Origin of the sequence: Cobetia sp. UCD-24C (assembly GCF_001306765.1) — a bacterium.
GTDB lineage: Bacteria > Pseudomonadota > Gammaproteobacteria > Pseudomonadales > Halomonadaceae > Cobetia > Cobetia amphilecti.
This window is the reverse complement of sequence record NZ_LJTD01000003.1, coordinates 470,732-493,280: the sequence shown is the minus strand read 5'-3', so window position 1 is coordinate 493,280 and position 22,549 is coordinate 470,732. Positions and strand designations below refer to the sequence as shown.

General features: G+C 65.6%; 18 protein-coding genes. 9 read left to right on the top strand and 9 right to left on the bottom strand.

Going from position 1 to position 22,549, the window contains the following annotated elements:
* Positions 1-24: 24 nt before the first annotated feature.
* From AOG28_RS06280 to AOG28_RS06265, 4 genes are all read right to left on the bottom strand, one after another.
* Positions 25-1,443 (bottom strand): ATP-binding protein, encoded by a 1,419-nt coding sequence (locus AOG28_RS06280; RefSeq protein ID WP_054555664.1) that lies wholly within the window; start codon positions 1,441-1,443, stop codon positions 25-27.
* Positions 1,440-4,565, bottom strand: coding sequence for an efflux RND transporter permease subunit (locus AOG28_RS06275; RefSeq protein ID WP_235506962.1), 3,126 nt, complete (start codon positions 4,563-4,565; stop codon positions 1,440-1,442). The genes AOG28_RS06280 and AOG28_RS06275 overlap by 4 nt, the downstream gene beginning before the upstream one ends.
* Positions 4,562-5,986 (bottom strand): efflux RND transporter periplasmic adaptor subunit, encoded by a 1,425-nt coding sequence (locus tag AOG28_RS06270; RefSeq protein WP_160317852.1) that lies wholly within the window; start codon positions 5,984-5,986, stop codon positions 4,562-4,564. Before AOG28_RS06270 ends, AOG28_RS06275 begins: the two co-directional genes overlap by 4 nt.
* 349 nt (positions 5,987-6,335) lie before the next feature.
* Positions 6,336-7,694: a GntT/GntP/DsdX family permease gene (locus AOG28_RS06265; RefSeq protein ID WP_043334321.1), complete on the bottom strand. Its 1,359-nt coding sequence runs from the start codon at positions 7,692-7,694 to the stop codon at positions 6,336-6,338.
* Between the two features lie 332 nt (positions 7,695-8,026).
* Between AOG28_RS06265 and AOG28_RS06260 the strand changes: the two genes are divergently transcribed.
* A complete protein-coding gene (locus tag AOG28_RS06260) occupies positions 8,027-8,578 on the top strand; it encodes a gluconokinase (RefSeq protein WP_054555662.1) in 552 nt (183 codons plus the stop codon).
* 58 nt (positions 8,579-8,636) lie between these two features.
* On the opposite strand, the gene AOG28_RS06255 is transcribed toward AOG28_RS06260, so the two are convergent.
* From AOG28_RS06255 to AOG28_RS06245, 3 genes are all read right to left on the bottom strand, one after another.
* Complete coding sequence (locus tag AOG28_RS06255) at positions 8,637-9,674, bottom strand: LacI family DNA-binding transcriptional regulator (protein ID WP_054555661.1); 1,038 nt, start codon at positions 9,672-9,674, stop codon at positions 8,637-8,639.
* 76 nt (positions 9,675-9,750) lie between these two features.
* On the bottom strand, positions 9,751-10,677 hold the full coding sequence (locus AOG28_RS06250; protein ID WP_054555660.1) for a lysine exporter LysO family protein: 927 nt from the start codon (positions 10,675-10,677) through the stop codon (positions 9,751-9,753).
* 195 nt (positions 10,678-10,872) lie between these two features.
* The gene (locus AOG28_RS06245) at positions 10,873-11,736 is read right to left on the bottom strand and encodes a hypothetical protein (RefSeq protein WP_054555659.1); all 864 of its coding nucleotides are present in this window, start codon (positions 11,734-11,736) and stop codon (positions 10,873-10,875) included.
* 257 nt (positions 11,737-11,993) lie between these two features.
* Here AOG28_RS06245 and AOG28_RS06240 point away from each other — a divergent pair, with 257 nt between their 5' ends.
* The gene (locus AOG28_RS06240) at positions 11,994-12,554 is read left to right on the top strand and encodes a DJ-1/PfpI family protein (protein WP_043334317.1); all 561 of its coding nucleotides are present in this window, start codon (positions 11,994-11,996) and stop codon (positions 12,552-12,554) included.
* Positions 12,555-12,657: 103 nt separating this feature from the next.
* On the opposite strand, the gene AOG28_RS06235 is transcribed toward AOG28_RS06240, so the two are convergent.
* The gene (locus AOG28_RS06235; RefSeq protein ID WP_082388374.1) at positions 12,658-13,845 is read right to left on the bottom strand and encodes a PLP-dependent cysteine synthase family protein; all 1,188 of its coding nucleotides are present in this window, start codon (positions 13,843-13,845) and stop codon (positions 12,658-12,660) included.
* Positions 13,846-13,977: 132 nt separating this feature from the next.
* Between AOG28_RS06235 and AOG28_RS06230 the strand changes: the two genes are divergently transcribed.
* Entirely contained in the window at positions 13,978-14,433 is a 456-nt protein-coding gene (locus AOG28_RS06230) for an Lrp/AsnC family transcriptional regulator (RefSeq protein ID WP_043334316.1), read from the top strand.
* A 54-nt stretch (positions 14,434-14,487) separates the two neighbouring features.
* Here the strand turns inward: AOG28_RS06230 and AOG28_RS06225 are convergent, their stop codons facing one another.
* Positions 14,488-15,492 (bottom strand): 2-hydroxyacid dehydrogenase, encoded by a 1,005-nt coding sequence (locus AOG28_RS06225; protein ID WP_054555657.1) that lies wholly within the window; start codon positions 15,490-15,492, stop codon positions 14,488-14,490.
* Positions 15,493-15,935: 443 nt separating this feature from the next.
* Here AOG28_RS06225 and doeA point away from each other — a divergent pair, with 443 nt between their 5' ends.
* The 6 genes from doeA to trmA all read left to right on the top strand — a co-directional run bounded on the left by doeA (position 15,936) and on the right by trmA (position 22,318).
* Complete coding sequence (doeA, locus tag AOG28_RS06220) at positions 15,936-17,246, top strand: ectoine hydrolase DoeA (protein WP_082388370.1); 1,311 nt, start codon at positions 15,936-15,938, stop codon at positions 17,244-17,246.
* Positions 17,247-17,291: 45 nt separating this feature from the next.
* On the top strand, positions 17,292-18,377 hold the full coding sequence (gene doeB / locus AOG28_RS06215; RefSeq protein WP_054555656.1) for a N(2)-acetyl-L-2,4-diaminobutanoate deacetylase DoeB: 1,086 nt from the start codon (positions 17,292-17,294) through the stop codon (positions 18,375-18,377).
* The gene (locus AOG28_RS06210; RefSeq protein WP_054555655.1) at positions 18,374-18,877 is read left to right on the top strand and encodes an Lrp/AsnC family transcriptional regulator; all 504 of its coding nucleotides are present in this window, start codon (positions 18,374-18,376) and stop codon (positions 18,875-18,877) included. The genes doeB and AOG28_RS06210 overlap by 4 nt, the downstream gene beginning before the upstream one ends.
* Before the next feature lie 107 nt (positions 18,878-18,984).
* Positions 18,985-19,998 (top strand): LysR family transcriptional regulator, encoded by a 1,014-nt coding sequence (locus tag AOG28_RS06205; protein ID WP_082388368.1) that lies wholly within the window; start codon positions 18,985-18,987, stop codon positions 19,996-19,998.
* Between the two features lie 73 nt (positions 19,999-20,071).
* Positions 20,072-20,980 (top strand): glutamate racemase, encoded by a 909-nt coding sequence (murI, locus tag AOG28_RS06200; protein ID WP_235506961.1) that lies wholly within the window; start codon positions 20,072-20,074, stop codon positions 20,978-20,980.
* 207 nt (positions 20,981-21,187) lie between these two features.
* Positions 21,188-22,318: a tRNA (uridine(54)-C5)-methyltransferase TrmA gene (gene trmA / locus AOG28_RS06195; protein WP_054555653.1), complete on the top strand. Its 1,131-nt coding sequence runs from the start codon at positions 21,188-21,190 to the stop codon at positions 22,316-22,318.
* Positions 22,319-22,549 lie beyond the last annotated feature (231 nt).

Genomic DNA, 22,549 nt, shown 5'->3' with positions numbered 1-22,549 from the left:
TCCTTGCAGATGAAAATGACTGTTTCAAGTAGACAACAGCGGCAGGCGAATGTCCCATCGCAGTCCGCCCAGCGATGACTGGCCCGGTACCAGCTGGCCATCATGCGCACTGACCAGCGCGCTGGCGATCGACAGGCCCAGACCTGACCCCCCGCTGGAGCGATTGCGCGAGTTCTCGACCCGGTAGAGGCGCTCGGTGAGGTGGGCAAGCTCGGCCTCTGGCACGCCGGGGCTCGAGTCTTCCCAGCGCACGACCGCCCAGCCGGGGTGGCCGGCGCCATCCCCGGGTGCGGCGGCCTCGCGCAGCAGGCTGACCTTCAACTTGCCGGGCGAGTCGGTGTAGGCGCGGGTATTGCTGGCCAGGTTGCTCCACAGCTGATGCAGGCGCTGCATGTCGCCCTGCACGCGCAGTGGCAACTGGATGTCGGTCTCCAGCTGGAGGCCGCTGTCTTCCAGCCAGCCGCGCAGGTCGTCCAGGCTATCGCTGAGCTGGGCATCCAGCTCCAGCGGCTCGCGCCAGGCTTCCAGGGTGCCGGCATCGCTCTGGGCCAGCAGGCGCAGATCCGACACCAGGCGGTTGAGGGCATCCACCTCCTGCTCCAGCGAGCCGAGGCTGTCCTGGCTCATCGGGCGGATACCGTCCTGCATGGCCTCGATCTCGCCCTTGAGCACCGCCAGCGGCGTGCGCAGCTCATGGGAGATATCACTCACCCAGCGCTGGCGCGAATCGCGGTTGGTCTCCAGCGTCTGCGCCAGCGCATTGAAGTCGCCGGCCAGCCGCGACAGCTCATCTCGCCCACGCACCGGCAGGCGGGTGGCATAGTCGCCACTCGACAGACGGCTGGCGCCACTGGCGAGGTCACGCACCCGATGGCCCAGCCACCAGGCGATGCCGGCCGCCGCCAGCAGCGAGGCGAAGGTGGAGGACAGGATGATGGTCGCCAGATTGCGCGATTGACGCTCCAGATACTGGTCCTTGCCGCGGCGCAGGAATTCACTCACCGGCAGGTAGCCCAGCTCGCCGATCTTCTCGCCGTCCAGTATCAGGTCCTTGAACTGCATGCCGGGGATGGGGCGCGGCGGCCCATTGAGGCGCTGGCCGCGGGTATCGCGCAGCATGTAGTCCTGGGGGCGATTTATGTTGGCGCCCGGCGGCATCTCGAACCTGTCCGGCGGCGCCTGGGAATGCACGATGCGCCCCCAGTTGCGCCGGCTCTTCATCCAGTCCCAGTTGCCTTCCGCGGCGTAGGCGCTGACCAGGTCGGACGAGATCAGCTCGATGCGCTCCTGCTGGGTCTGCTCCAGATACTCCGCGAACCCTCTGTCCATGCTGTGGGAGATGAACATGTAGATGCTGCCGCCGATCACGACATTGGTCAGCAGCAGGATCACGAACAGCCGCACGGACAGCCGTGAGCGCCAGGCGGTGACGGCGGGCATCATGATGGCTGCTCCTCATGACGCGGGTTGCGGGGCGGCAGCCCCAGCAGGCGGCGCAGGTTGTGCTGCAGGTCTTCCAGCAACAGGTAGAGCGAGGGCACCAGGATCAGCAGGATCACCGTCGCGAACAGGATGCCGAAGCCGATGGAGACCGCCATCGGGATCATGAAGCGCGCCTGGCGCGAGGTCTCGAAGATCATCGGCGCCAGGCCGAAGAAGGTGGTCAGCGTCGTCAGCAGGATGGGACGCAGACGTCGCGTGGCCGCCATGATGATCGCCTCACGCGCGGTGGCGCCGGCCAGACGCTGGCGGTTGGCGTAGTCGATCAGCACCAGGGCGTCGTTGATGACGATGCCCGACAGCGCCAGCATGCCCATCAGACTGATCACCGACAGGCCATAGCCCATCAGCTGATGGCCGATGACCGCGCCGATCAGGCCGAAGGGGATCGCCGTCATCACCAGCAGCGGCTGCAGGTAGCTTCTGAACGGCAACGCCAGCAGCAGATAGAGTGCCGCCAGTGTCAGCAGCAACGACACCTGCAGTGACCCCAGGTTGTCGGCGGTCTCTTCCTGACGCCCGCCATAGCCGATGCTCAGGCTCGGATACTGGCTCTTCAGCTGAGGGTAGACGTCGCTTTCCAGGCTGGTGATCACCTGACTGACCGCGTCGGACGGGGTGACGTTGGCGGTGACCTCGATCACGCGGCGCCCGTCGATGCGCAGGATGCTGGACGCGGCGCGTCCCTGCTCGATGTCGGCCACCAGCCCCAGGGGCACGCTGACGCCGTTGCCGGTCTGCACGCCGAAGTTCTCCAGCTGGGCGAGGCTCGCGCGCTGGTCTTCGGGCAGCAGCACCTTGACCTCGACCTCGTTGCGGCCCTGCTGCTGCTTGAGGGCGGTCGCGCCGGACAGCGGCCCACGCAGCTGGTTGGCCAGGGTGGCGCCATCCAGTCCCAGCGAGCGACCGTAGGCATTGAGCTGCAGATAGAGCTCGCGCTTGCCGTCATCCAGGCCGCTGTCGATGTCGGACAGCGAGCTGTAATCCTCAAGCGACGTCGCCAGCGACTCGGCGGCGGCCATCAGCGCACCGCTGTCAGACGAGGAGAGGCGGATGGTGAGGCCCGCGCCGCGCCCCGGCCCGCCGATGTCGGATTCGAACAGCAGCGACTCGGTATTGGCGATGGTGCCGGCTTCCTCACGCCAGGCCGTGATCAGCTGCGAGGGCGACCAGTTGTCTTCCACCGTGGTGTCCAGATTGGCGATGATGCTCAGCGAGTTGCCTTCGATCTCGGCGCTGGTGGAGTAGATCGCGGGGGCGTCATCGCGCTCGCGGACCCGCTCCAGCGCGTCCAGCAGCAGGGTGCGCACTTCGCGGTCCTGGCTGATCGGGCTGCCCACCGGCAGGTTGGCGGTGACGCCGGCACGGTTGGACTCGACACGCGGCATCAGCGAGAAGCCGAGGCGGCCGCTGGCCATCCAGGCCATCGCCAGCACCAGCAGTGCCAGGCCGCAGATGGCGGTCAGGCCACGATAGTTCAGACACCCTTCAAGGAAGGGCTGGAAGCGGCGACGCGTGAAGCGCTCGAGCCCGTGCTGGACGCCATGGCGCACGCGGTCCAGCGGTGCCAGCCAGCGGATCGGCTTCTCGCTGGTGTGGCCCAGGTGCGCGGGCAGGATGAAGATCGCCTCGATCCAGCTCAGCGCGAAGATGCTGATCACCACCAGCGGGATGATGCCGAATACCAGCCCGAGGAAGCCGGGCAGGAACAGCAGCGGGATGAAGGCCACGATGTTGGACAGGATCGAGAACGCCAGCGGCACCGCGATCTCGCGCGCGCCGAGAATGGCGGCTTCGCGCATGCTGGCGCCGCGCTCGCGGTGCGAGTGGATGTTCTCGCCGACGATGATGGCGTCATCGACCACGATGCCCAGCGCGATGATGAAGGCGAACATCGAGATCATGTTGATGGACACGCCTACCAGCGGCAGGAACAGCATCGCGCCGAGGAAGGCGGTGGGGATGCCCAGCGTGACCCAGAAGGCGAGACGCGCCTCGAGGAACAGCCCCAGCAGCACCAGCACCAGTACCAGCCCCATCCAGGCATTCTTGAGCAGCAGCTCCAGACGGTCCTGATAGACCAGCGAGTCATCGTCCTCCACGCTCAGCGTCAGTCCGCGCGGCAGGCTGGCGGTCAATTGCGGCAGCATCGCCATGGTCGCGGCGGACAGCTCGTTGGGTGTCTGGGAGCCGACCTGATAGATGTCGAGACCAATCGCCGGTTCGCCGTCGTAGAGCACTTCCTTGTCACTGTCAGCGAAGCCGTCGGTGACGGTGGCGATATCGCCCAGGCGCACGACATTGCCTTCCTGGCTGGAGATCACCGGCAGCTGCGCGAACTCGGCGGCGCCGTCGCGACGTGCCTCATAGCGCACCAGATATTCGCCCTGCTGGGTATCGAGGCTGCCCCCGGCCAGGTTGAGCGCCTGATTGCCGATCAGACCGGCGATATCCTGATGCGACAGGCCATAGCGACGTAGCGCGCCTTCCTCCAGCGCGACATGCACCTCGCGGTCACGGATGCCGGTCAGCTCCACCTTGGTGATGTCGTCGCTGTCGAGCAGGCTCAGGCGCAGACGCTCGGCGACATTGCGCAGGGTCTGGTCATCGGTCTGGCCATGCAGCTTGAGTTCCATCACGCTGCGCGAGCGGCCCGCCAGCGAGTAGACGGGTGGGTCGGATTCATCGGGCAGGGTGGTGATGCTGTCGATGGCCTGCTGGATGTCCTGATAGGCGCGCATGGTCTCGACGCCGTCCTGCAGCTCGATGGACAGCGAGCCAAGGCCTTCCTCGGCGGTGGCGGTGATCTCCTCGATGCCCTCCACGTCCTGTACCGCGGACTCCATCGCCTGCAACAGGCTCTCGGAGACCTCATCCGGCGTGGCACCGGAGTAGCTGACGCTGACGTTGATGATCTCTAGCTCGAAGGAGGGGAAGACCTCCTTCTTGATCTGACTGGACATCAGCAGGCCGCCGAGAATCAGACACAGCATCAGCAGGTTGGCGGCGACGCCGTGATCGTGCATCCAGCGGATGGGGCCCTTTAGGCGCGACTGTGCCGTCATGAGTCACTTCCGGTGGTCGTGGCGCTCTTGTCGGCAACCGTGGTGTTCTTGTCGCCAGCGGCGGTGCTCTTGTCGACAACCGCCGTGTCCTTCTCAACTGTCGCGGTGCTCTTGTCGCCAGCCGTCGTCTTGTCGTCAGCCGCCTCGGCATCAGTTGTCTTGGCGGTCGGCGTCGGCGCATCGCCACGCGCGCGCAGTGCCATGCCGGCTTCGACGCTGCTCAGGGAGCTGGTGATGACGCGCTCGCCGTCCACCAGACCGTCGGCGACCAACAGGGTGTCATTGCCCAGATGGCGCACGCCTACCGAGCGCTTCTCGAGATGATCGTCCTCCGTCAGCACCCAGACCTGCTGGCCGCTGCGCAGCGCACTGATCGGCAGTTCGATCAGCGAGGCGGTGCGCTGGGGCGTCAGGGTCGCCTCGACCACATCGCCGATGCGCAGTGCCGGGGTGCTGGCGCGCGCCTCCTCGGAAACATTGAGCGCCAGCGGGTCTTCCACCGCCACCATCACCTGGGTCAGCAGGCCGTTGTCTTCCAGCGACGGCAGCACGCTCCACACTTCGCCACGGCGATGCTGGCCATCCGGCCAGGCCTTGCTCGAGAGCAGAACCGGCGTGCCCTGGCCATCACGGGCGTGGGTCGAGAGCCACTCCATGTCGGCCTGCGGCAGATTGAGGCGCACCCAGAAGCGGTCGGTGGCCACCAGCGTCAACAGGTCGGTGAAGGCATTGAGATCACTGCCTTCGCCGACCAGACGCTCGCTGATCAGGCCGTCGTAGGGGGCGCGAATCTCGGTGCGGGCCAGATTGAGCTTGGCCTGATCGCGGCTGGCGCGGGCGCTTTCCACGGCGGCCTGGGCCGACTTGAGCTGAGGTTCGCGCAGGACCAGCGCTTTCTGGGCCGCCGGCAGATTGCGACCGAAGGTCTTGTATTCCGAGGCGGCGCGGATCTGCTCGCCCTTTTCAGAGGCGAGGCTGGCCTCTGCCGTGGCGAGATCCGCCTCGGCCTGACGCAGTGCCAGCTGATAATCCAGTTGATCGAGACTGGCCAGCAGCTGGTTCTCGCGGACTTCGCGGCCGGCCTCGATGCCTTCGGGGAAAGGCGCCAGCTGACCGCTGACGCGCGTGGAGACCGTGGTCTGACGATCGGCGATCACGCGGCCGAAGCCCTCAAGCGTCGGGGCGTTGGCGGCATGGCTGACCGTCACTACCTCGACCGTGGGCGCAGGCGCCTCGCTGGGGGCACGCTTCGGCGCCCCGGGGCGATGATTCATCCACCAGGCGGCCAGCGCGATCGCCAGGGCGAGAATGATCAGCGCCAGCAGGCGCATCCAGATCAGGCGCCGCGAGGAGGGTGCGGGGTGGCCGGCAGGGGCGGGCGACGCGGAAGACGACGCTGGCGTCTCAGGGCTATGGTCCATGCGGACTCCGAACGAAAAGTGACTGGCCTGATGCGCAGCCGTCTTCTGGCCAGTCGCTTTGGCGTCGGTCAGAGCGGGCGGTGGATCATGGCCATGAAAGGCAGACGAATGGGTGGATGATCGCATGATGCCATTCAGGCGCAATGCCAAAATGGGAAATAGCGTGCAACAGACGCAATCTGCCATTGCGTGATTGGCGCCCCACAAAAAAAGCTGCCACACGAAGTGGCAGCTTTTCACGAGTGCGCCTGGCGGGCGGCGCCTGCTGACGGGATGAACCCTCCTGTCAGCCTGGCTGAACCGCGCGGGCAGGCCAGATTCAGTAGTTGAAATAGTTGAACTGGATAAACTAGATGAACAGGCCGATCAGCAGCGCCATGCAGACGCCGATCACGCCGATCAGGGTCTCCATCACTGTCCAGCTCTTCAGTGTTTCCTTCTCGGTGAGGCCGAAGTAGCGGCTGACCAGCCAGAAGCCGGAGTCATTGACGTGACTGAGCACGGTGGCGCCACTGGCGATGGCGATCACCACCAGCCCTAGCACCGGGCCGGACAGCGCCAGCGTATCGATCACCGGGGCCATGAGGCCGGCGGCGGTGATCATCGCCACGGTGGCCGAGCCCTGGATGACACGCACGGCGGTGGCGATCAGGAAGGCAAGCAGGATAGGCGGCAGGTTGCTGTCGGCCATCAGGTTGCCGAGCACGTCACCGACCCCGGAATCGATCAGCATCTGCTTGAAGACGCCGCCCGCGCCGGTGACCAGGATGATGATGCCGGCGGGTTCGAGTGCCTTGGTGGCGACTTCCATCACCTGTTCGCGTGTCATGCCACGGCGTGTGCCCAGCAGGGTGAAGGCCATCAGGGTGGCCAGACTCAGCGCCACGAACGGGTGGCCGAGGAAGCCCAGCCAGCCGACCAGCGGGCTGTCGTCACCGAACAGGAAGCCCGAGACGGTGTTGAGCACGATCAGCGCCAGCGGCAGCAGCACGATGGACAGGATCAGACCGAAGCCCGGAGCGCGCTGATTGACCTCTTCATCGCTCATCACGCTGCCGGTATTTTCCATGTAATCCGGGATCCTGGCGTCGATGCGCGCCGCGATGAAGCGACCGAAGATAGGCCCCGCGACGATCATCGCCGGCAGGCCGCACAGCGCCCCGAACAGGATGACGTAGCCGAGATCGGCACCGATCAGCTTGGCGACCGCGATCGGCCCCGGCGTCGGCGGAATGAAGGAGTGGGTCACGGCAAGGCCGGCGAGCAGCGGGATGCCGTAATAGAGCAGCGAACGGCCGCTGCGGCGTGCCAGCGCATAGACCAGCGGCACCAGGATGATGAAGGCGACATCCAGGAACACCGGAATCGCGACCAGAAAGCCGGTCAGCGCCAGCGCCCATTGCGAGCGTGAGGTGCCGAAGCGCCCCAGCAGGGTGTTGGCCATGCGATCGACACCGCCGGACACTTCCAGCATCTTGCCGAACATCGCGCCGAGACCGACCACGGTGGCAACGAAGCCCAGGGTGTTGCCCATGCCGTTGGTGACGGAGTCGATGATGGCGTCGGGCTGCATGCCGGTGGCCAGTCCGACCCCCAGGCTCACCACCAGCAGGGCAACGAAGGCATGCAGGCGCAGGCGCATGACGAGGTAAAGCAGCAGCAGAATGCCGCCGAGGGCGGCAAGGACGAGGGTGCTATCTGGGGACATGATGGCGAACTCTTGCGGCTGGCAACGGCGTGATCATCGGCCATTGCCCAAAGGCGTATTGTGTGAGGCGTCGTGGGTCGTGCAGGATGAAAGTTACCGGTAACATTAACGCTTACGCAATGATCCGAAAGGTGCATGAGGGACAAAAGTCTGTCGCGTCTGGCAGCTGACTGGCCGTCAATTGGCAGTCGCTCAGTGCGCGACAGCCGTCCCGAGGCGCCGGACAAGGGATTGATCGGCAACATCGGGTACGCTGGTGGGCCATCGTTTTCATTCAGGGGGAGAGGGTTTTCATGCAGCAGCAGGCAGAAGGAGCATCAGCGGTCGCGTCGATGCCGACCAGGTCAGAGGCTCTGGCCGCTCAGGGTGGCGTGCGTCTGGTGGTCATGGGGGTGTCGGGCTGTGGCAAGTCACACGTCGGGCAGCAGCTGGCGGCGTGCCTGGGCGCGCAGTTCATCGATGGCGACGATTATCACGGTGAGGCCAACGTGGCCAAGATGGCGCGCGGCATCCCGCTGGATGACGACGATCGCCACGGCTGGCTGGCCCGTCTCGCCGAGCTGATCGAGGCGGCGCGTCGCGACGGGCGCAGTCTGGTACTGGCCTGCTCGTCCTTGAAGCGCCGCTATCGGGATCAACTGCGTGGCGGGGACGCTGCGCTGGGCTTCGTGTTCCTCGAAGGCACGCGCGAGCTGCTGCTGGAGCGGCTCGAGGCGCGGACCGATCATTTCTTCAAGGGCGCTGACATGCTCGACAATCAGCTGGCGACGCTCGAGGTGCCCGGCGACGATGAAGGACGCATCCACACCCTCGACATCAGCGCCACACCGCAGGCGCTGGTCGAGAGTGTCTGTCAGCAGGTCCTCGACGCACCGGAGCGCTAGTCAGTCGCCAGACATCTCACGGAGCCAGGCTGCCGCCACATATTACGTGGACAAAGTATCACGGTGCCAGACTACCGCCTGTCTGCAGACTGAAGCCCAGGTCTTCCCACAGGCCGTGGGGCGTGGCGTCGAGATCACCGCTCAAGCGCGCCAGCAGCAGGGCGGCGGCGCGCTCGCCGATCTCGCGGCGTGGCGTGACCACGCTGGCCAGCGGCGGCCAGGTGCCGCGGGTCATCTCCAGGCCGTTGAAGCCGGCCAGCGCCAGCTGGTCGGGCACCGACAGACCGCGGCGCTGACACTCGAACAGTCCGCCGGCCGCCAGGTCGTCATTGCAGCAGAACACGGCCTGGGTCTCGGGCCAGCGGGTCAGCATCTCGTCGAGCAGCTCGCCGCCCATGCGCACGCTGGAGGGCGCATCGGTGGTCAACAGCGCCTGCTGCGACAGGCCGGCGGCCTCCATCGCCGCGCGCCAGCCGCCCAGGCGCTGTTCGACGCGGCGGTCCATGCGCGCACCGAGAAAACCGATATGGCGATGGCCCAGCGCGATCATGGCCTCGGTCATCGCGCGGCCAGCGGCGTGCTGGTCCAGTCCCACCGCCATGTCGAGCGGCGTCTCGCGCTTCTCCATGCACTCCACCACCGCACAGCCCGAACGCGCGATCATCTCGCGGGTACGAGGGCTATGGCGACTGCCGCACAGCACCAGCCCGTCGATGCCGAAGGAGAGCCAGGTCTCGATCAGGCGCTCCTCTTCCTGCATCGAATAGCCGGTATGGCCGATCAGCAGCTGATAGCCTGCGGCGGCCAGCGGGGCTTCCAGGCCGCGATGCAGCTCCGAGAACACGGCGTTGGAGAGCGACGGAATCAGCAGCGCGATCAGCCGCGAGTGACCGCTGGCGAGGCTGCCGGCCTGACGATTGGGCATGTAGCCCAGCTCGCGGGCGCATTCGGTTACCCGCTCGCGCATCGCGGCGGACACCTTCTCGGGCTGATTGAGCGCGCGCGACACCGTGACCTTGGTGACGCCCAGTCGGGCGGCGATATCGGCCAGGGTGACGCGCTTGAGGCGGGAAGCTTTGTGAGGCTGAGAGGGCATGGACATTCAAGCGGCTGCGAAGGAGGACAAGAGTGTCCCTGTTAAGGCAGCCCGGGAGCAAGCCTTGCCCAGCGGATCAGACGTGACTCAGCGAGAGCAGGAATAGGATCATCGGCGGCGCTGCCAGCGACAGCAGGAAGCCCGAGACCACGGCGACCGGGACGCAGGCCACGCCGCCGGTCTGCTGGATCACCGGTAGCGTGAAGTCCATCGAGGTGGCCCCGCCGATGCCGATGGCCAGCGGCGTGTAGCGCTGGATGGTCAGGGGGATCAACACGAAGGCCAGCAGCTCGCGCGCCAGATCATTGAAGAAGGCGGCGCCGCCGAGAATCGGCCCGAGCTGATCGCCGACCAGGATCCCCGACAGCGAGTACCAGCCGAAGCCGGCCGAGATCGCCATGCCCTGATTCCACTCCAGCGCCAGCAGAGGTGCCGCCAGCAGCCCGCCGAGCAGTGAACTGGCCATCACCGTCAGCGCGATGATCAGGCCGTGTCGATTGAGCAGGATCTGGCGCAGGCTCATGCCGGAGCTTCTGAGCTGGCAGCCGATCAGCGCCAGCAGCACATAGAGCGCCCATTCGGCGAGGGTGTCGGTATCAAGCTGGGTGCCGAAGGTCTTGAGCAGCACGCCGGCGCCGACGCCAAGCGCGACCACAGCGGCAAGGGTCAGCGAGCCGGACAGCGCCTGCCAGCGGGTCATCGGTGCGCCATCCACCGCCTGGGCGGGATTGGCGCGCAGCGGGCTGCGGCGCGACAGCCACCACAGCGCCAGCAGATTCAGCGGCGTGATGATGGCGAACAGCGTCAGCGCCTGACCGCTCATGGCGGCCATGCCGACACTCAACTGCTCCAGCGCCGCCAGTCCCATGCCCATCAGGAACAGGATGAGATAGATGGAGGCATTGACCAGCCGATTGACCACCGCCAGGCGGCCAGGATCGGTGAGACGTACCAGATAGCCGAGTATCAGCGGCAGCAGAATGAAGATGAGACCCGACAGCATGACCCTTCCTTGGCGTTGCCACCCGGACAACAGGGGCGGCGCAAGTGATTGATTGGCGGTGAATACCGCCGAAGGGCCTTACTATATCGGTTGGCGTGGAGTCTGGATAACCCCGCCATCACCATTGCGCGAGAGACTTGCTGATGGCGTATCAGCGGGGCTTATGATCAGCCGCGCTAGAGGCGGGAGCTGTCATCACTGACGGGCACTGCTCAGCTGGTTCAGGGTCAGATGGGCCGAGCGCGGCGGCACCTCGCCGTTGCGGTTGCCATCCTTGTCCATGACGTCCTCGTAGTCGAGGTAATCGAGGCCGACCATCAGGCCCGGCCAGCGCGGCGCCAGCCAGATACGGTAGTGCTTGTGCTCGCGATGCTTGCGCCACGCCTCGATGCGCAAGGTGCGGAAGGTACGCTGTGCCGCCTGGCGCGTTTCCTGGCCCTGGATCTCGTACATCAAGGTGCGCTGGCGGCCCTTGTGGTCGAGATAATCCAGTGAGCAGGGCGTCGCGGCCAGACAGGCCTGCTCGCTCCATTGGCTGTCGACCTGCTGGCTCAGCAACACCAGCAGGCTCTGACGGTCAGGCAGACGGGTGTCGCCTGCCTCCGGCGCTTCCCGGTTGTAGTCCTTGCCGATGCCGGCCAGTCGATAGCCGGAGCGATAGCCCTCGGGCAGCAGGCGACCCTCCGCGAGCGTGAAGCGGCCCTGCTCATAGCCACTGGCGACTTTGATGGAGGCCTCCATGCTGGCGATGTACAGCTCGCCACTCTGGCTGACGCGCTGGGTGATGGGCACGTCCGGCCAGCCATTCAGCACCAAGGTGTAGTGGGCGGTGAAGGGCACCGGCGCGATGCTGGCGACTGGCGCCAGGGGCGCGTCAGTGCTGACAGCGGCCTCATCGCTGGACGCCTGGGCACTGCCCGCCAACAGCAGGAGCGCCCCCAGGCCTGCGCGGCACAGGCGCTGCCATGCCGAAGGCCGATAAACGCGTGTGGCGGTGCAAGCGCCGCGACGCATGGGGGCTTGAGAGAAGAGAGACAAGGCGGAAGATAGCAGGGTCATGGTGACTCCCGAGACCGGCACTGGAGCCGTGGCCTGTGAATGGGGGTGTCGAGCGGTCAGGCAGCGACGGGGCAGGGCGACTGCACGTGATGATGTAATGATGTTGAGGCGATCCACAATCAAGCCAACGCCCGTCAGGCGGCCACGACGATATTTCAGCGCTTGCTCATGTGCAATGGATAGGTACTCTGTAACTGCCTTGTCCTTCCGCCGCGCGCGGCGCGTACCTATACGTTGGGTCCAATCAGGAGATCATCATGGCCAGCATTGTCATCATTGCCGGGGATTTTGTAGAAGATTATGAGCTGATGGTGCCGTTCCAGGCGCTGCAGGCGATGGGGCATCGCGTGGATGTCGTCTGCCCGGACAAGACGGAAGGCGATATCGTCAAGACCGCCATCCATGACTTCGAGGGTGATCAGACCTACACCGAGAAGCCGGGCCACAACTTCGCGCTCAACGCCAGCTTCGCCGAGATCGCCGTCGAGAGTTACGACGCGCTGCTGATCCCAGGTGGCCGCGCCCCCGAATATCTGCGACTGGATGAGCGTGTGCTGGCGATGGTGCGTCACTTCGTCGAGGCCGACAAGCCCATCGCCGCCGTCTGTCATGGTCCGCAGCTGCTGGCGGCCGCAATGTCGCTGGAAGGCCATCGCGTCAGCGCCTATCCGGCCTGTGCGCCTGAGGTGAAGCTGGCGGGCGGTGAGTTCGTGTCGCTGGAAGTGACCGACGCCGTGACCTCCGGCAAGCTGGTGACCGCACCGGCCTGGCCGGCGCATCCGGAATGGCTGCGTCAGTTCCAGGCGCTGCTGGTGTGATGCACCCCCGCTAGCCACGCCATCACATCGGATCTGCCTTACGACACCCTGCCACTCGGCGGGGTGTCGTCGTTTCCGGCGGGGGCGTAAAACAGGCGTCGTTTCAGTCGCCAAACGCCTCGATCCAGGCCCGCTGTGGGGCGAGTCGCGATTGCTGTGCGGCTCGCCATGCGGGGTCGCCCAGCGTGGTGGCATAGCGCTCGGCGTGATCACAGGCCAGCAGCAACCAGCTGCCGGCCAGTGACTCACCGCGTGCGCGCCTGAGCGCCAGACTCTCGAGCAGCCCCGCGAAGGCGGTACCGGTGGAGGGGCCGACCTCAAGCCCGGCATGCTCGGCCAGCCACAGCGCGGCCGCCTGACTGCGCGCATCCGCGATGCGTCGGTAGTCATCGAAATGGGCGGGGTCGAATGCCTCCAGCACGCAGGGCCGCCCGATGCCTTCGATGGGGTTGGCCGCCTGCGGGGTGGGCAGGGCGGTCGTACGGGTGCCGTGGGCATGATGGTGCTGCCAGCAGGCGTGATAGACGGAATGCTCGGGGTCCACGCCGATCACGCGGGCACGATGCCCTGCCTGATGCAGATGGCGCTTGTGGCGCAGATGGCGCGCGAAGCTGGCGGCACTGCCGCCGGTGCCGGCGCCGAGAAATACCGCCTGCAGCTCGGGCAGCTCACGTGCGGCGATCTGTGCCAGGCACTCCCCGGGCAGGCTGGTGTCGCTTGCCCCGCCGCTTGCCCCGTCGCTGCGCCAGTCGCCGGCCGTGGCGGCATGGCGGAATTGATTGATGAAGTGACCGCCGCTGTCATCGGCAAGCGCCTGCGCATGCTGACAGAGCTGAGCGGAGTCTTCGATTTCCACCACGCGCCCGCCCTCGCCACGAATCGCTTGCTGCTTGTAAAAGGCGGTGCCCCTGGGCACCACGGCAATGAATTCCAGCCCCAGCCGGCGTGCCAGCCACGCTTCAGAGACCGCGGTGGAGCCAGAGGAGGCTTCGATCACCGGGCCGCCGGGCGTCAGCCAATCCTTTAGCAGGGCCTGCTCGAACAGCGACATCGCCAGGCGATGCTTGAGCGAGCCGCTGGCATGCGCCCGCTCGTCCTTGATCAGGATGCGCGCTTCGCCCAGTCCGCGCAGGCTGAGTTCCAGCAGCGGGGTCACTGGGGTGGCGGCTTTCAAAGTCGCAAGCCTGGCGAGGCTGCGTTGGCGCCATGACTCGCGCTGAGTCGCGTGCGGGGCGTGCTGTGCTGCGGGCGTGCTGAAATGCGCAGTCGAGGGCGAGGCAGTGGTCGGCATGGCGGCATTTCCGGTCGCAGGAAGGAGCTTTCATGGTACGACCAGCCGCCAAGCAAAACTTGCCAGTTGTCATGGTGTGAGCCATGTTTCATGGCAAGAATTCATTGCGAGGTGAGGGTAATGGAGAAAATAGTGCTCGATGCCACGGACCGCGCCCTGCTGCGGCTGCTGCAGCGCGATGCCAGCCTGTCGTTGGCGGCGCTGGCGGAAGCCGTGCATCTGACCACGTCTCCCTGCTGGAAGCGCCTCAAGCGCCTGGAAGAGTGTGGCGTGATCACCGCACGGGTGGCATTGCTGAATGCCGAGCTGATCGGCATGGGGCTGACGGCCTTCGTGCAGCTCAAGACCCGCGATCACTCGCGGGCCTGGTTCGAGCGTTTCGTGGCCATCGTCGAGGAGATCGAGGAAGTCACCGAGTTCTATCGCATGGCCGGTGACTACGACTATCTCCTCAAGGTGCAGGTCGAGGACATGAACGCCTACGACCGCGTCTACAAGCGGCTGGTCAACACCATCGACGAGCTGAGCGACGTGTCGGCCCGCTTCGCGATGGAGCGCATCAAGACGACCACCGCGCTGCCGCTGTAATGGCTGTCAGGCGGTGACGTCTGATCGCCGGTTGAGCACCGCGCGCCAGCGCGCTCAATAACCGTGCTCGCGGCTGATGCCGGTCAGCACTTCACCCTGCTGAATGCGGCGAATGTTGTCGGCCAGCTGATCGGCGGCCTCGGCCACCGGGGTCGGCGCGGCGGCATGCGGCGTGATGATCACGCGCGGCTGGTGCCACAGCGGGCTGTCCTCGGCCAGTGGCTCGTGCTGGAAGACATCGAGCAGGGCGCCCCTGAGCTTGCCTTCCTCGAGCGCCGCGACCAGATCCTCCTCGACCACGCTGCTGCCACGCCCCGGATTGATCAGCACGGCGTCGTCGGGCAAGGCCTGGAAGACCTCGGCGTTCAACACGTCTCTCGTCGCCGGCGTATTGGGCAACAGGTTGATCACCGCCTTGAGGCCGAGCGACTCGTCACCCAGCACTTGCTTGAGCGAGCGGCCGCCTGCGCCGGTCTCATGGTGGCAGGTCACGCCCTGCAACGTGTGGGCGCTGCGGCTGAAGCCATGTACCGGATAGCCGTCTGCCGCCAGTGATTCGGCGATCTGGCTGCCGATGGCGCCGAGCCCGAGTACCGCCACCGGGTACTGGTGGGCGCGCACCACGCGGTGCGGGGCCCACTGGGTGTCCGCCTGCTGTCTGGCGTAGCGGTCGAAGTCACGCCGAAAGTGCAGCAGGCCGTAGCGTACGTAATCCAGCATGTGGCTGGCCATGCCGGCATCGCTCAGCTTGAGCACCGGCACATCGTCAGGCAATGCCGGGTTGGCGAGCAGGCTGTCGACGCCCGCGCCCAGATTGAGGATCGCCTTGACGTCGTGATCGCGGTGGCGCTCGAACAGCGCCGCGGGCGGCGCCCATACCACCAGCACATCGCCCAGCATCTCGCCGTCATCGGCAACGATTTCCAGCGGCGTTTGTTTTGATGACGGTTCCGACAGCTCGCCTTGCCGCGACCCCTTGGCGCTGGCGGTATCGCACAAGCGCTGACGCAGAGCATCGCACCAACGTTCGGCGCGTTCATGATGTACCAGTATTCGCATGCTGTTCTCCTCTTCAGGGACGCTGGGTGGCGGGTCGGGATTTTGAGCTGTCCCGGCCTGTTCGTAGGCTCTGTTCGTGGCTCTGTGCAAAGGGCCTGGAGTTGTCGCCTCACCATGCGCCATTGCCTTGCGGGCATGGCCTGCTCGTGGGCGGCAATGGCGCAGGCCTTGCAAGGGCTCAAGCGAAGGGCGACAGTGCCAGAGTCGTCCTTTGACCCGTGGTTGGCAGAGTGACAGACTCGAATCCAGAGGGGAATTCGGATGTACGCATGTACGCCGACCCTGCCGACCCGCAGGGCGCATCGTTCGCTCGCGGCGCAGGCAGGCAGTGTCAGCCCGGTGCGGCTGGCAGGTCGGTCACCCGCTGCCTGGCCCTGCGTATGGCCACTGGCTCCGCCCCAACGTGCTGCTTGCCTCAAGGCCTGATCGAAAAGGAGCGCTGCATGAGTCAATTCCCGCCCCATACTGGTGCGCCCCAGCCAGCCTTCGCTGGCCTGGCCACCTTGCCCAGCAGCGAGGCACTGGCCACCGAGAGTGACTGGACGCCACGCGCGCTGTCCGCTGGCCGTCAGGCCTTCACCATCGGCGAGTATCGCGCGCGTATCCAGCGGGTGCGTGAGGCCATGGCGCGCGCCGGCATCGATGTGATGGTGATTTCCGACCCCTCCAACATGGCGTGGCTAACCGGTTATGACGGGTGGTCCTTCTATGTGCACCAGTGCGTGTTGCTGGGGCTTTCCGGCGAGCCGGTCTGGTACGGGCGCCGTCAGGACGGCAACGGCGCGCTGCGTACCTGCTGGATGGGGGAGGACAACATCCTGTGGTATCCGGATTACTACGTGCAGAATCCGGACATGCATCCGATGGAGTTTCTCGCCCAGTCCATCCTGCCGCAGCGTGGCTGGCACGATGGGGTCGTCGGGGTCGAGCTCGACAACTATTACTATTCGGCGCGGGCGCATCTGTCGCTGGTCAAGGAGCTGCCCCACGCGCGGCTGGTGGATGCCAACTCGCTGGTCAACTGGTGTCGCGCGATCAAGTCCGAGCAGGAAATCGCCTACATGCGCGTGGCCGGACGCATCGTCGAGCGCATGCATTCGCGCATTCTGGAGATGATCGAGCCGGGCCTGCCCAAGAGTGCGCTGGTCGCGGAGATCTACCGGGTCGGCGTCGAGGGTGTGATCGGCCCCGAGGGTGAGATTCTCGGTGGCGACTATCCGGCCATCGTGCCGCTGCTGCCCACCGGCAGTGATGCCGCCGCGCCGCACCTGACCTGGGATGACACGCCATTTCGCCAGGGCGAGGGCACCTTCTTCGAGTTGGCCGGCTGCTACAAGCGCTATCACGCGCCGCTGTCGCGTACCGTGTTTCTCGGCCGCCCGCCGCGCGATTTCGTGCGCGGTGAGTCTGCCCTGCTGGAAGGCATCGAGAGTGGACTGGCCATCGCCAAACCCGGCAATCGCTGCTGTGACATCGCGCTGGCGCTGGGCGCAGCGATGGACAAGTACGGCTTCGACCGTGGCGGCGCGCGCTGCGGCTATCCCATCGGCATCAGCTATCCGCCGGACTGGGGCGAGCGCACCATGAGTCTGCGCCCCAGTGACGAGACCGTGCTGGAACCGGGCATGACCTTCCACTTCATGCCCGGCATGTGGATGGATGACTGGGGGCTCGAGATCACCGAGTCGATCCTGATCACGGAAAACGGTGCCGAGCCGCTGTGTGATGTGCCGCGCCAGCTGTTCGTCAAATAGCCTGCCGACAAGTGTCAGCAGCCCGTCATAACAAGGAGTGGTGTCATGCGAGAGTCCCCCGTCAGTCTGACCATCGATCTGTTCGCCGATGGCGTTCAGCACGGTTTCTTCAAGCTGCCGATCTCGACTGACGAGTCGGCGTGGGGCGCGGTGATGACCCCGATCAGCGTGATCGCCAATGGTGAGGGGCCGACGGTATTGCTGACCGGCGGCAATCATGGCGACGAGTACGAAGGCATCACCGCGCTCTACAAGCTGGCAGCGCGTCTGACTGCCGAGGACGTCAAGGGCCGTGTCATCATCGTGCCGACCATGAATGCGCTGGCGGCCAAGGCCGGGCGGCGTTGTTCGCCTCTCGATGGCGGCAACCTCAACCGCAGCTTCCCCGGCAGCCCCACCGGCGGCCCGACCGAGCAGATCGCCGACTACTTCACCCGGGTGCTGGTACCGCAGTGCGACTATGCGCTGGACCTGCATTCCGGCGGCCGCACCCTGGATATCCTGCCGTTCGCGGCCGCGCACCGTCTCGACTATCTCGAGGAGTCGCTGGGCGTCGAGCAGTGTCGCCTGCAGGAAGCCGAGAGCCTGGCCGGGGCGCTGGCCTTCGGGGCGCCCTCGGCGATGATGATGTTCGAGCTGGACGCCGAGGCACTCTACGACACGGCGGTGGAACGCCAGGGCAAGGTCTTCGTTACCACGGAGCTGGGCGGTGGCGGTTCCACCACGCCGGAGCGTCAGGCGATCGCCGACCGTGGCGTCGACAACTTCCTCGCCTTCAGTGGTGTACTGCGCGCGCGCAGTCGCGCGGATCTGGAGCAGGACATCGAGCGCCAGCGTGCCAGTCAGGCGAACGCGCCGCTGTTGATCGACATGCCGGATGCCAGCTGTTACGTGCAGAGTGAGCATGAAGGGCTGCTGGAGCTGTGCGTGGCACTCGGCGAGCAGGTCACGGCGGGCCAGTGCGTGGCGCGGGTCTATCCGCTGGGACGCGCCGGTCAGGCGGCGGTGGAATATCGCGCCGCCCGTGATGGCGTGCTGGTGGCGCGGCGCTTCCCGGCCCAGGTGAGTCTGGGCGACACCCTGGCGGTGATCGCGGAAGTCGTGGACGACCTGGCGCGAGAGGCCTCATGAGCGCGAGTCCCTCCCGCTCGCAGCCAGCGCCGAAGCTGGATGCCTTCGATCTCAAGATTCTGGCGATACTCGAGCGCGATGGCCGCATCACCAAGTCGCGGCTGGCTGAGGAGATCAACCTGTCGGTCAGCCCGTGCTGGGAGCGCGTCAAGCGCCTCGAGCAGGCGGGTATCATCGAGGGTTATGCCGCCATCATCAATCAGCAGCGACTGAGTGATCAGCAGGGTGGTGCTGCTCCGGGGGCTGCCCCGCGCACGCCGGTGTGGGTCGAGATCCACCTCAAGCATCATGATGCCGGCAGTTTCCAGCGCTTCGAGCGTGCCATGCGAGAGGCGGATGAGGTCATCGAGTGCGTCGCCGTCGGCGGCGGGGTGGACTACCTGTTGCGACTGGAGACCGCCAGCATCGATGCCTATCAGCGTCTGGTCGATCACTGGCTGGTGTCAGAGCTGGGCATCGATCGCTATTTCACCTACATCGTCACCAAGCAGGTAAAATAGGCGCGCCGGGCGCGGACTCGTCGTTATCTTGCCGTCCCGCTTTTCAGGTTCACTTTCTTGACTCACTTTCCTGGCTCATTTTCCTTGATCGCAAAGGGGATCGCACGATGGATAGACTCACTGCCATGCAGGTGTTTCGCGCCGTGGTAGAGGAGGGCAGTTTCGCGGGCGGTGCTCGTCAGCTGGGGCTATCCAACGGCATGGTCAGCAAGCAGATCTCGCGCCTGGAAGCCGAGCTGGGCGTTCGCCTGCTGATGCGCACCACGCGCAGTCTGCAGCTGACCGCCGAGGGTGAGCATTATCTGGCGGGGGCCTGTCGTGTGCTCAATGATCTTCAGGCGCTGGAAGACAGTCTTGGCGAGCGTCAGGGCGAGGTTCGAGGGCGCTTGAAGATGTCGGCGCCGATGGATTTCAGTATCCAGTGTCTGATGCCGGCTCTGGCGCATTTCCGCCAGACCTACCCCTATGTCGAGCTCGACCTGCGCCTGGAGGATCGCCACGTCGATCTCATGGCCGAGGATTATGATCTGGTGATTCGCGCCGGTGCGCTGTCTGATTCCAGCCTGATCGCGCGCCGGCTGGCGGGCGCCCAGGTCGGAGTCTATGCCAGCCCGGGTTACCTGGCCGAGAATGGCACGCCCGAGGTGCCGGAAGATCTGGCCCATCACCGCTGCCTCAATTACACCCAGCAGCGTGAGGGGCCGGTGTGGAGCTTCATGGTCGACGGGCGGCCACGCAAGATCCGCCTGTCGCCGACCTTCAGCTGCGACAGCGGGCGCGGGCTGGTCGAGGCCGCTGCCCAGGGCATCGGCATTACCTGCAAGCCGGATTTCCTGGTGGCCAATGACGTCGCCAATGGCCGTCTGGTGCCGCTGCTTGTCGACTACTGGTGCGCGCCGGTGGATATCCATCTGGTCTATGCCGAGCGCGACATGCAGCCGGCACGCCTGCGGGCATTGATCGAGGTGCTGTGTGAGCACTTCGCCCGGATTGGCCACATGATGATGCCCGACGTGCTCGCCACGTCACCGACAGCCGTCCGCGACACCACGGCCGTGAATGATGCTGGGCAGAACGATCTGTCACCGCTCGAGGTTGTGAAGCCGGGTCTGCGGCCGTGATAGACTCCGCGCCCTTGTCCCGTCTGTTCGAGTCGCCCGTCTCCATGATGATTGTCGCCAGCGGTATCTGCCGATGAGTCCTGCCCGCCCAGGCGACATGCCTGCCTCTGATTCCCGTTCTTCTGCCCCGGTGCTGGTCTTCGATTCCGGCGTCGGCGGGTTGTCCGTCGCCGCCGAGATTCGCCGCCAGTGGCCGCAGCTGTCGCTGGCCTATGTCTGTGACAACGCCGCGTTGCCCTATGGCACCAAGCCGGATGACTGGTTGATACCGCGCATCGTTCAGGTGTGCGTGGCGGCCGTCGAGGCAAGCGGGGCACGGGCGTTGGTGGTCGCCTGCAATACCGCCAGCACTCTGGCGCTGACGGCGCTGCGCGAAGCGCTGTCGATTCCGGTGATCGGTACCGTGCCCGCCATCAAGCCGGCGGCGGCGTTGGCACGTGCGCGCCAGAGCGCAGCACGTCGTGAGAAGTGCGAGCCGCCGGTTTTCGCGTTGCTGGCGACCTCCGCCACGGTGCGTCGCGCCTACACCGAGCAGCTGATTCGTGACTTCGCCGCCGACTGTCGCGTGATTCGCGTCGCGGCTGATCCGCTGGTCGCGGAGGCCGAGCGGCGTCTGCGTGGTGAGCCGGCGCGCCCCGAGGTGGTGGCGGCCAGTTTGGCCGATCTGGCGGCGGTCGAGGCGCTGGAAGTGGTGATTCTCGGCTGCACGCATTTCCCGCTGCTCGGCGCCGACATCTCGCATGTACTGGGCGAGTCTCGGGTGGCGCTGGTGGATTCCGGCGCGGCAATCGCCCGCCGCGTGGCGGAGGTGCTGGCGCTTGGCACTGCGGCGCAAGCGGCTGAACCGCAAGCCGCTCAAGCGGTTCAGCCAGCACCGCGTGAGCACATGGCGCTGGCGACGGATGCCCGGCAGCCGGGACTGGCCACGGCGCTGGCCAGTCAGGGTTTCGCCGCGCCGCAGGCGCTGGCGTTCGACGACTGAGGGGCAGGGGCGTTGACTCTCGCGGCCCCCTTGCACCTGCCTGCTCCCGCCTTGGCCCGCCATTTGGCGCTTGAGCTTCGCGCTGCCGATGGTAGGCTAGCGCGCCCAACCTTTGAATGGACGTGATCGGCATGGTTCACCATGACGTCCCCGCGTCTTTTTGCTCATCGTTTCAGTGCTGCGGTATGCCCGCAGGCAGGAGTCAGTGTGGCCATCGCCGTCGTCGATCCCAGTCAGTATGAACAGCAGCTCGCCGAGAAGGCCGAGCAGACCCGCGCACGTTTCGCTGCCTTCGATGCGCCGGAACTCGAGGTATTTCCCTCGCCGCCCAGCCATTACCGCATGCGTTGCGAGTTCCGGATCTGGCACGAGGATGATGACCTCTATTACGCGATGTTCGAGGTCGAGTTCGACGACGAGGGCAACAAGAAGAAGACGGTCGTGCGCATGGACGACTTCCCGGTCGCCAGCCAGCGCATCAATGAGTTGATGCCGCTGCTGCGTGAGCGCCTCAAGGCAAGCCCGGTGCTGCGTGAGCGTCTGTTCCAGTGCGAGTTCCTCACCACCTTGAGTGGAGAGGCACTGGTCACGCTGATCTACCATCGCAAGCTCGGCGAAGACTGGGAAGCCGAGGCACGCGCGCTGGAAGAAGAGCTCGACATCATGATCATCGGGCGTTCGCGCAAGCAGCATATCGTGCTGACGCGCGATCACGTCTTCGAGCGTCTCGAGGTCGATGGCCGCGAGTATGTCTATCAGCAGGTCGAGAACAGCTTCACCCAGCCCAATGCCGAGATCTGCCGCTCGATGCTCAGCTGGGCGCGTGACGTGACCCATCCTGACAAGGCGCAGGCGGAAGGCCGTGAGCAGGGCGATCTGGTCGAGCTCTACTGCGGCAACGGCAACTTCACCATCGCGCTGGCCGAGAACTTCCGCCGCGTGCTGGCCACCGAGATCTCGCGCACTTCCGTGGCCTCGGCGCAGGTCAACCTGGCGGCCAACGCCATCGACAATGCCCAGGTGGCGCGCATGTCGGCCGAGGACTTCTCGCTGGCGCTGGCGGGCGAGAAGGCGGGCCGTCGTGTCGCGGAGATGGACCTCGACAACCACGACTTCCGCACCGTGCTGGTCGATCCGCCGCGTGCCGGCCTCGATGCCGACAGCTGCGAGCAGACCGCGCGCTACGAGCGCATCGTCTATATCTCCTGCAACCCGCAGACGCTGATCGACAACCTTGAGGTACTGTGTCGCACGCACCGTATCGAACGCTTCGCGCTGTTCGATCAGTTCCCGTATACCGACCACCTCGAGTGCGGTGTCTATCTGGTTCGCAGATAAGCGCATCTTCACACCGACAGCCGATGTCACGCCTGCATGAGCGAGGTATCGCGCCAATCGTTTGAAAAACCAGAGCCCCGTCGTCATCTACCTGTCAGGTAGGGGACGACGGGGCTTTTTTGCGCACATGACAGTCACTCGAATTAGACTTTCGTTTCATGCGCGGACCGCCAAGTCAATACCCGATGCACAGATGTAATGCTGCATGACCAATATGGAACAGGCATGGGG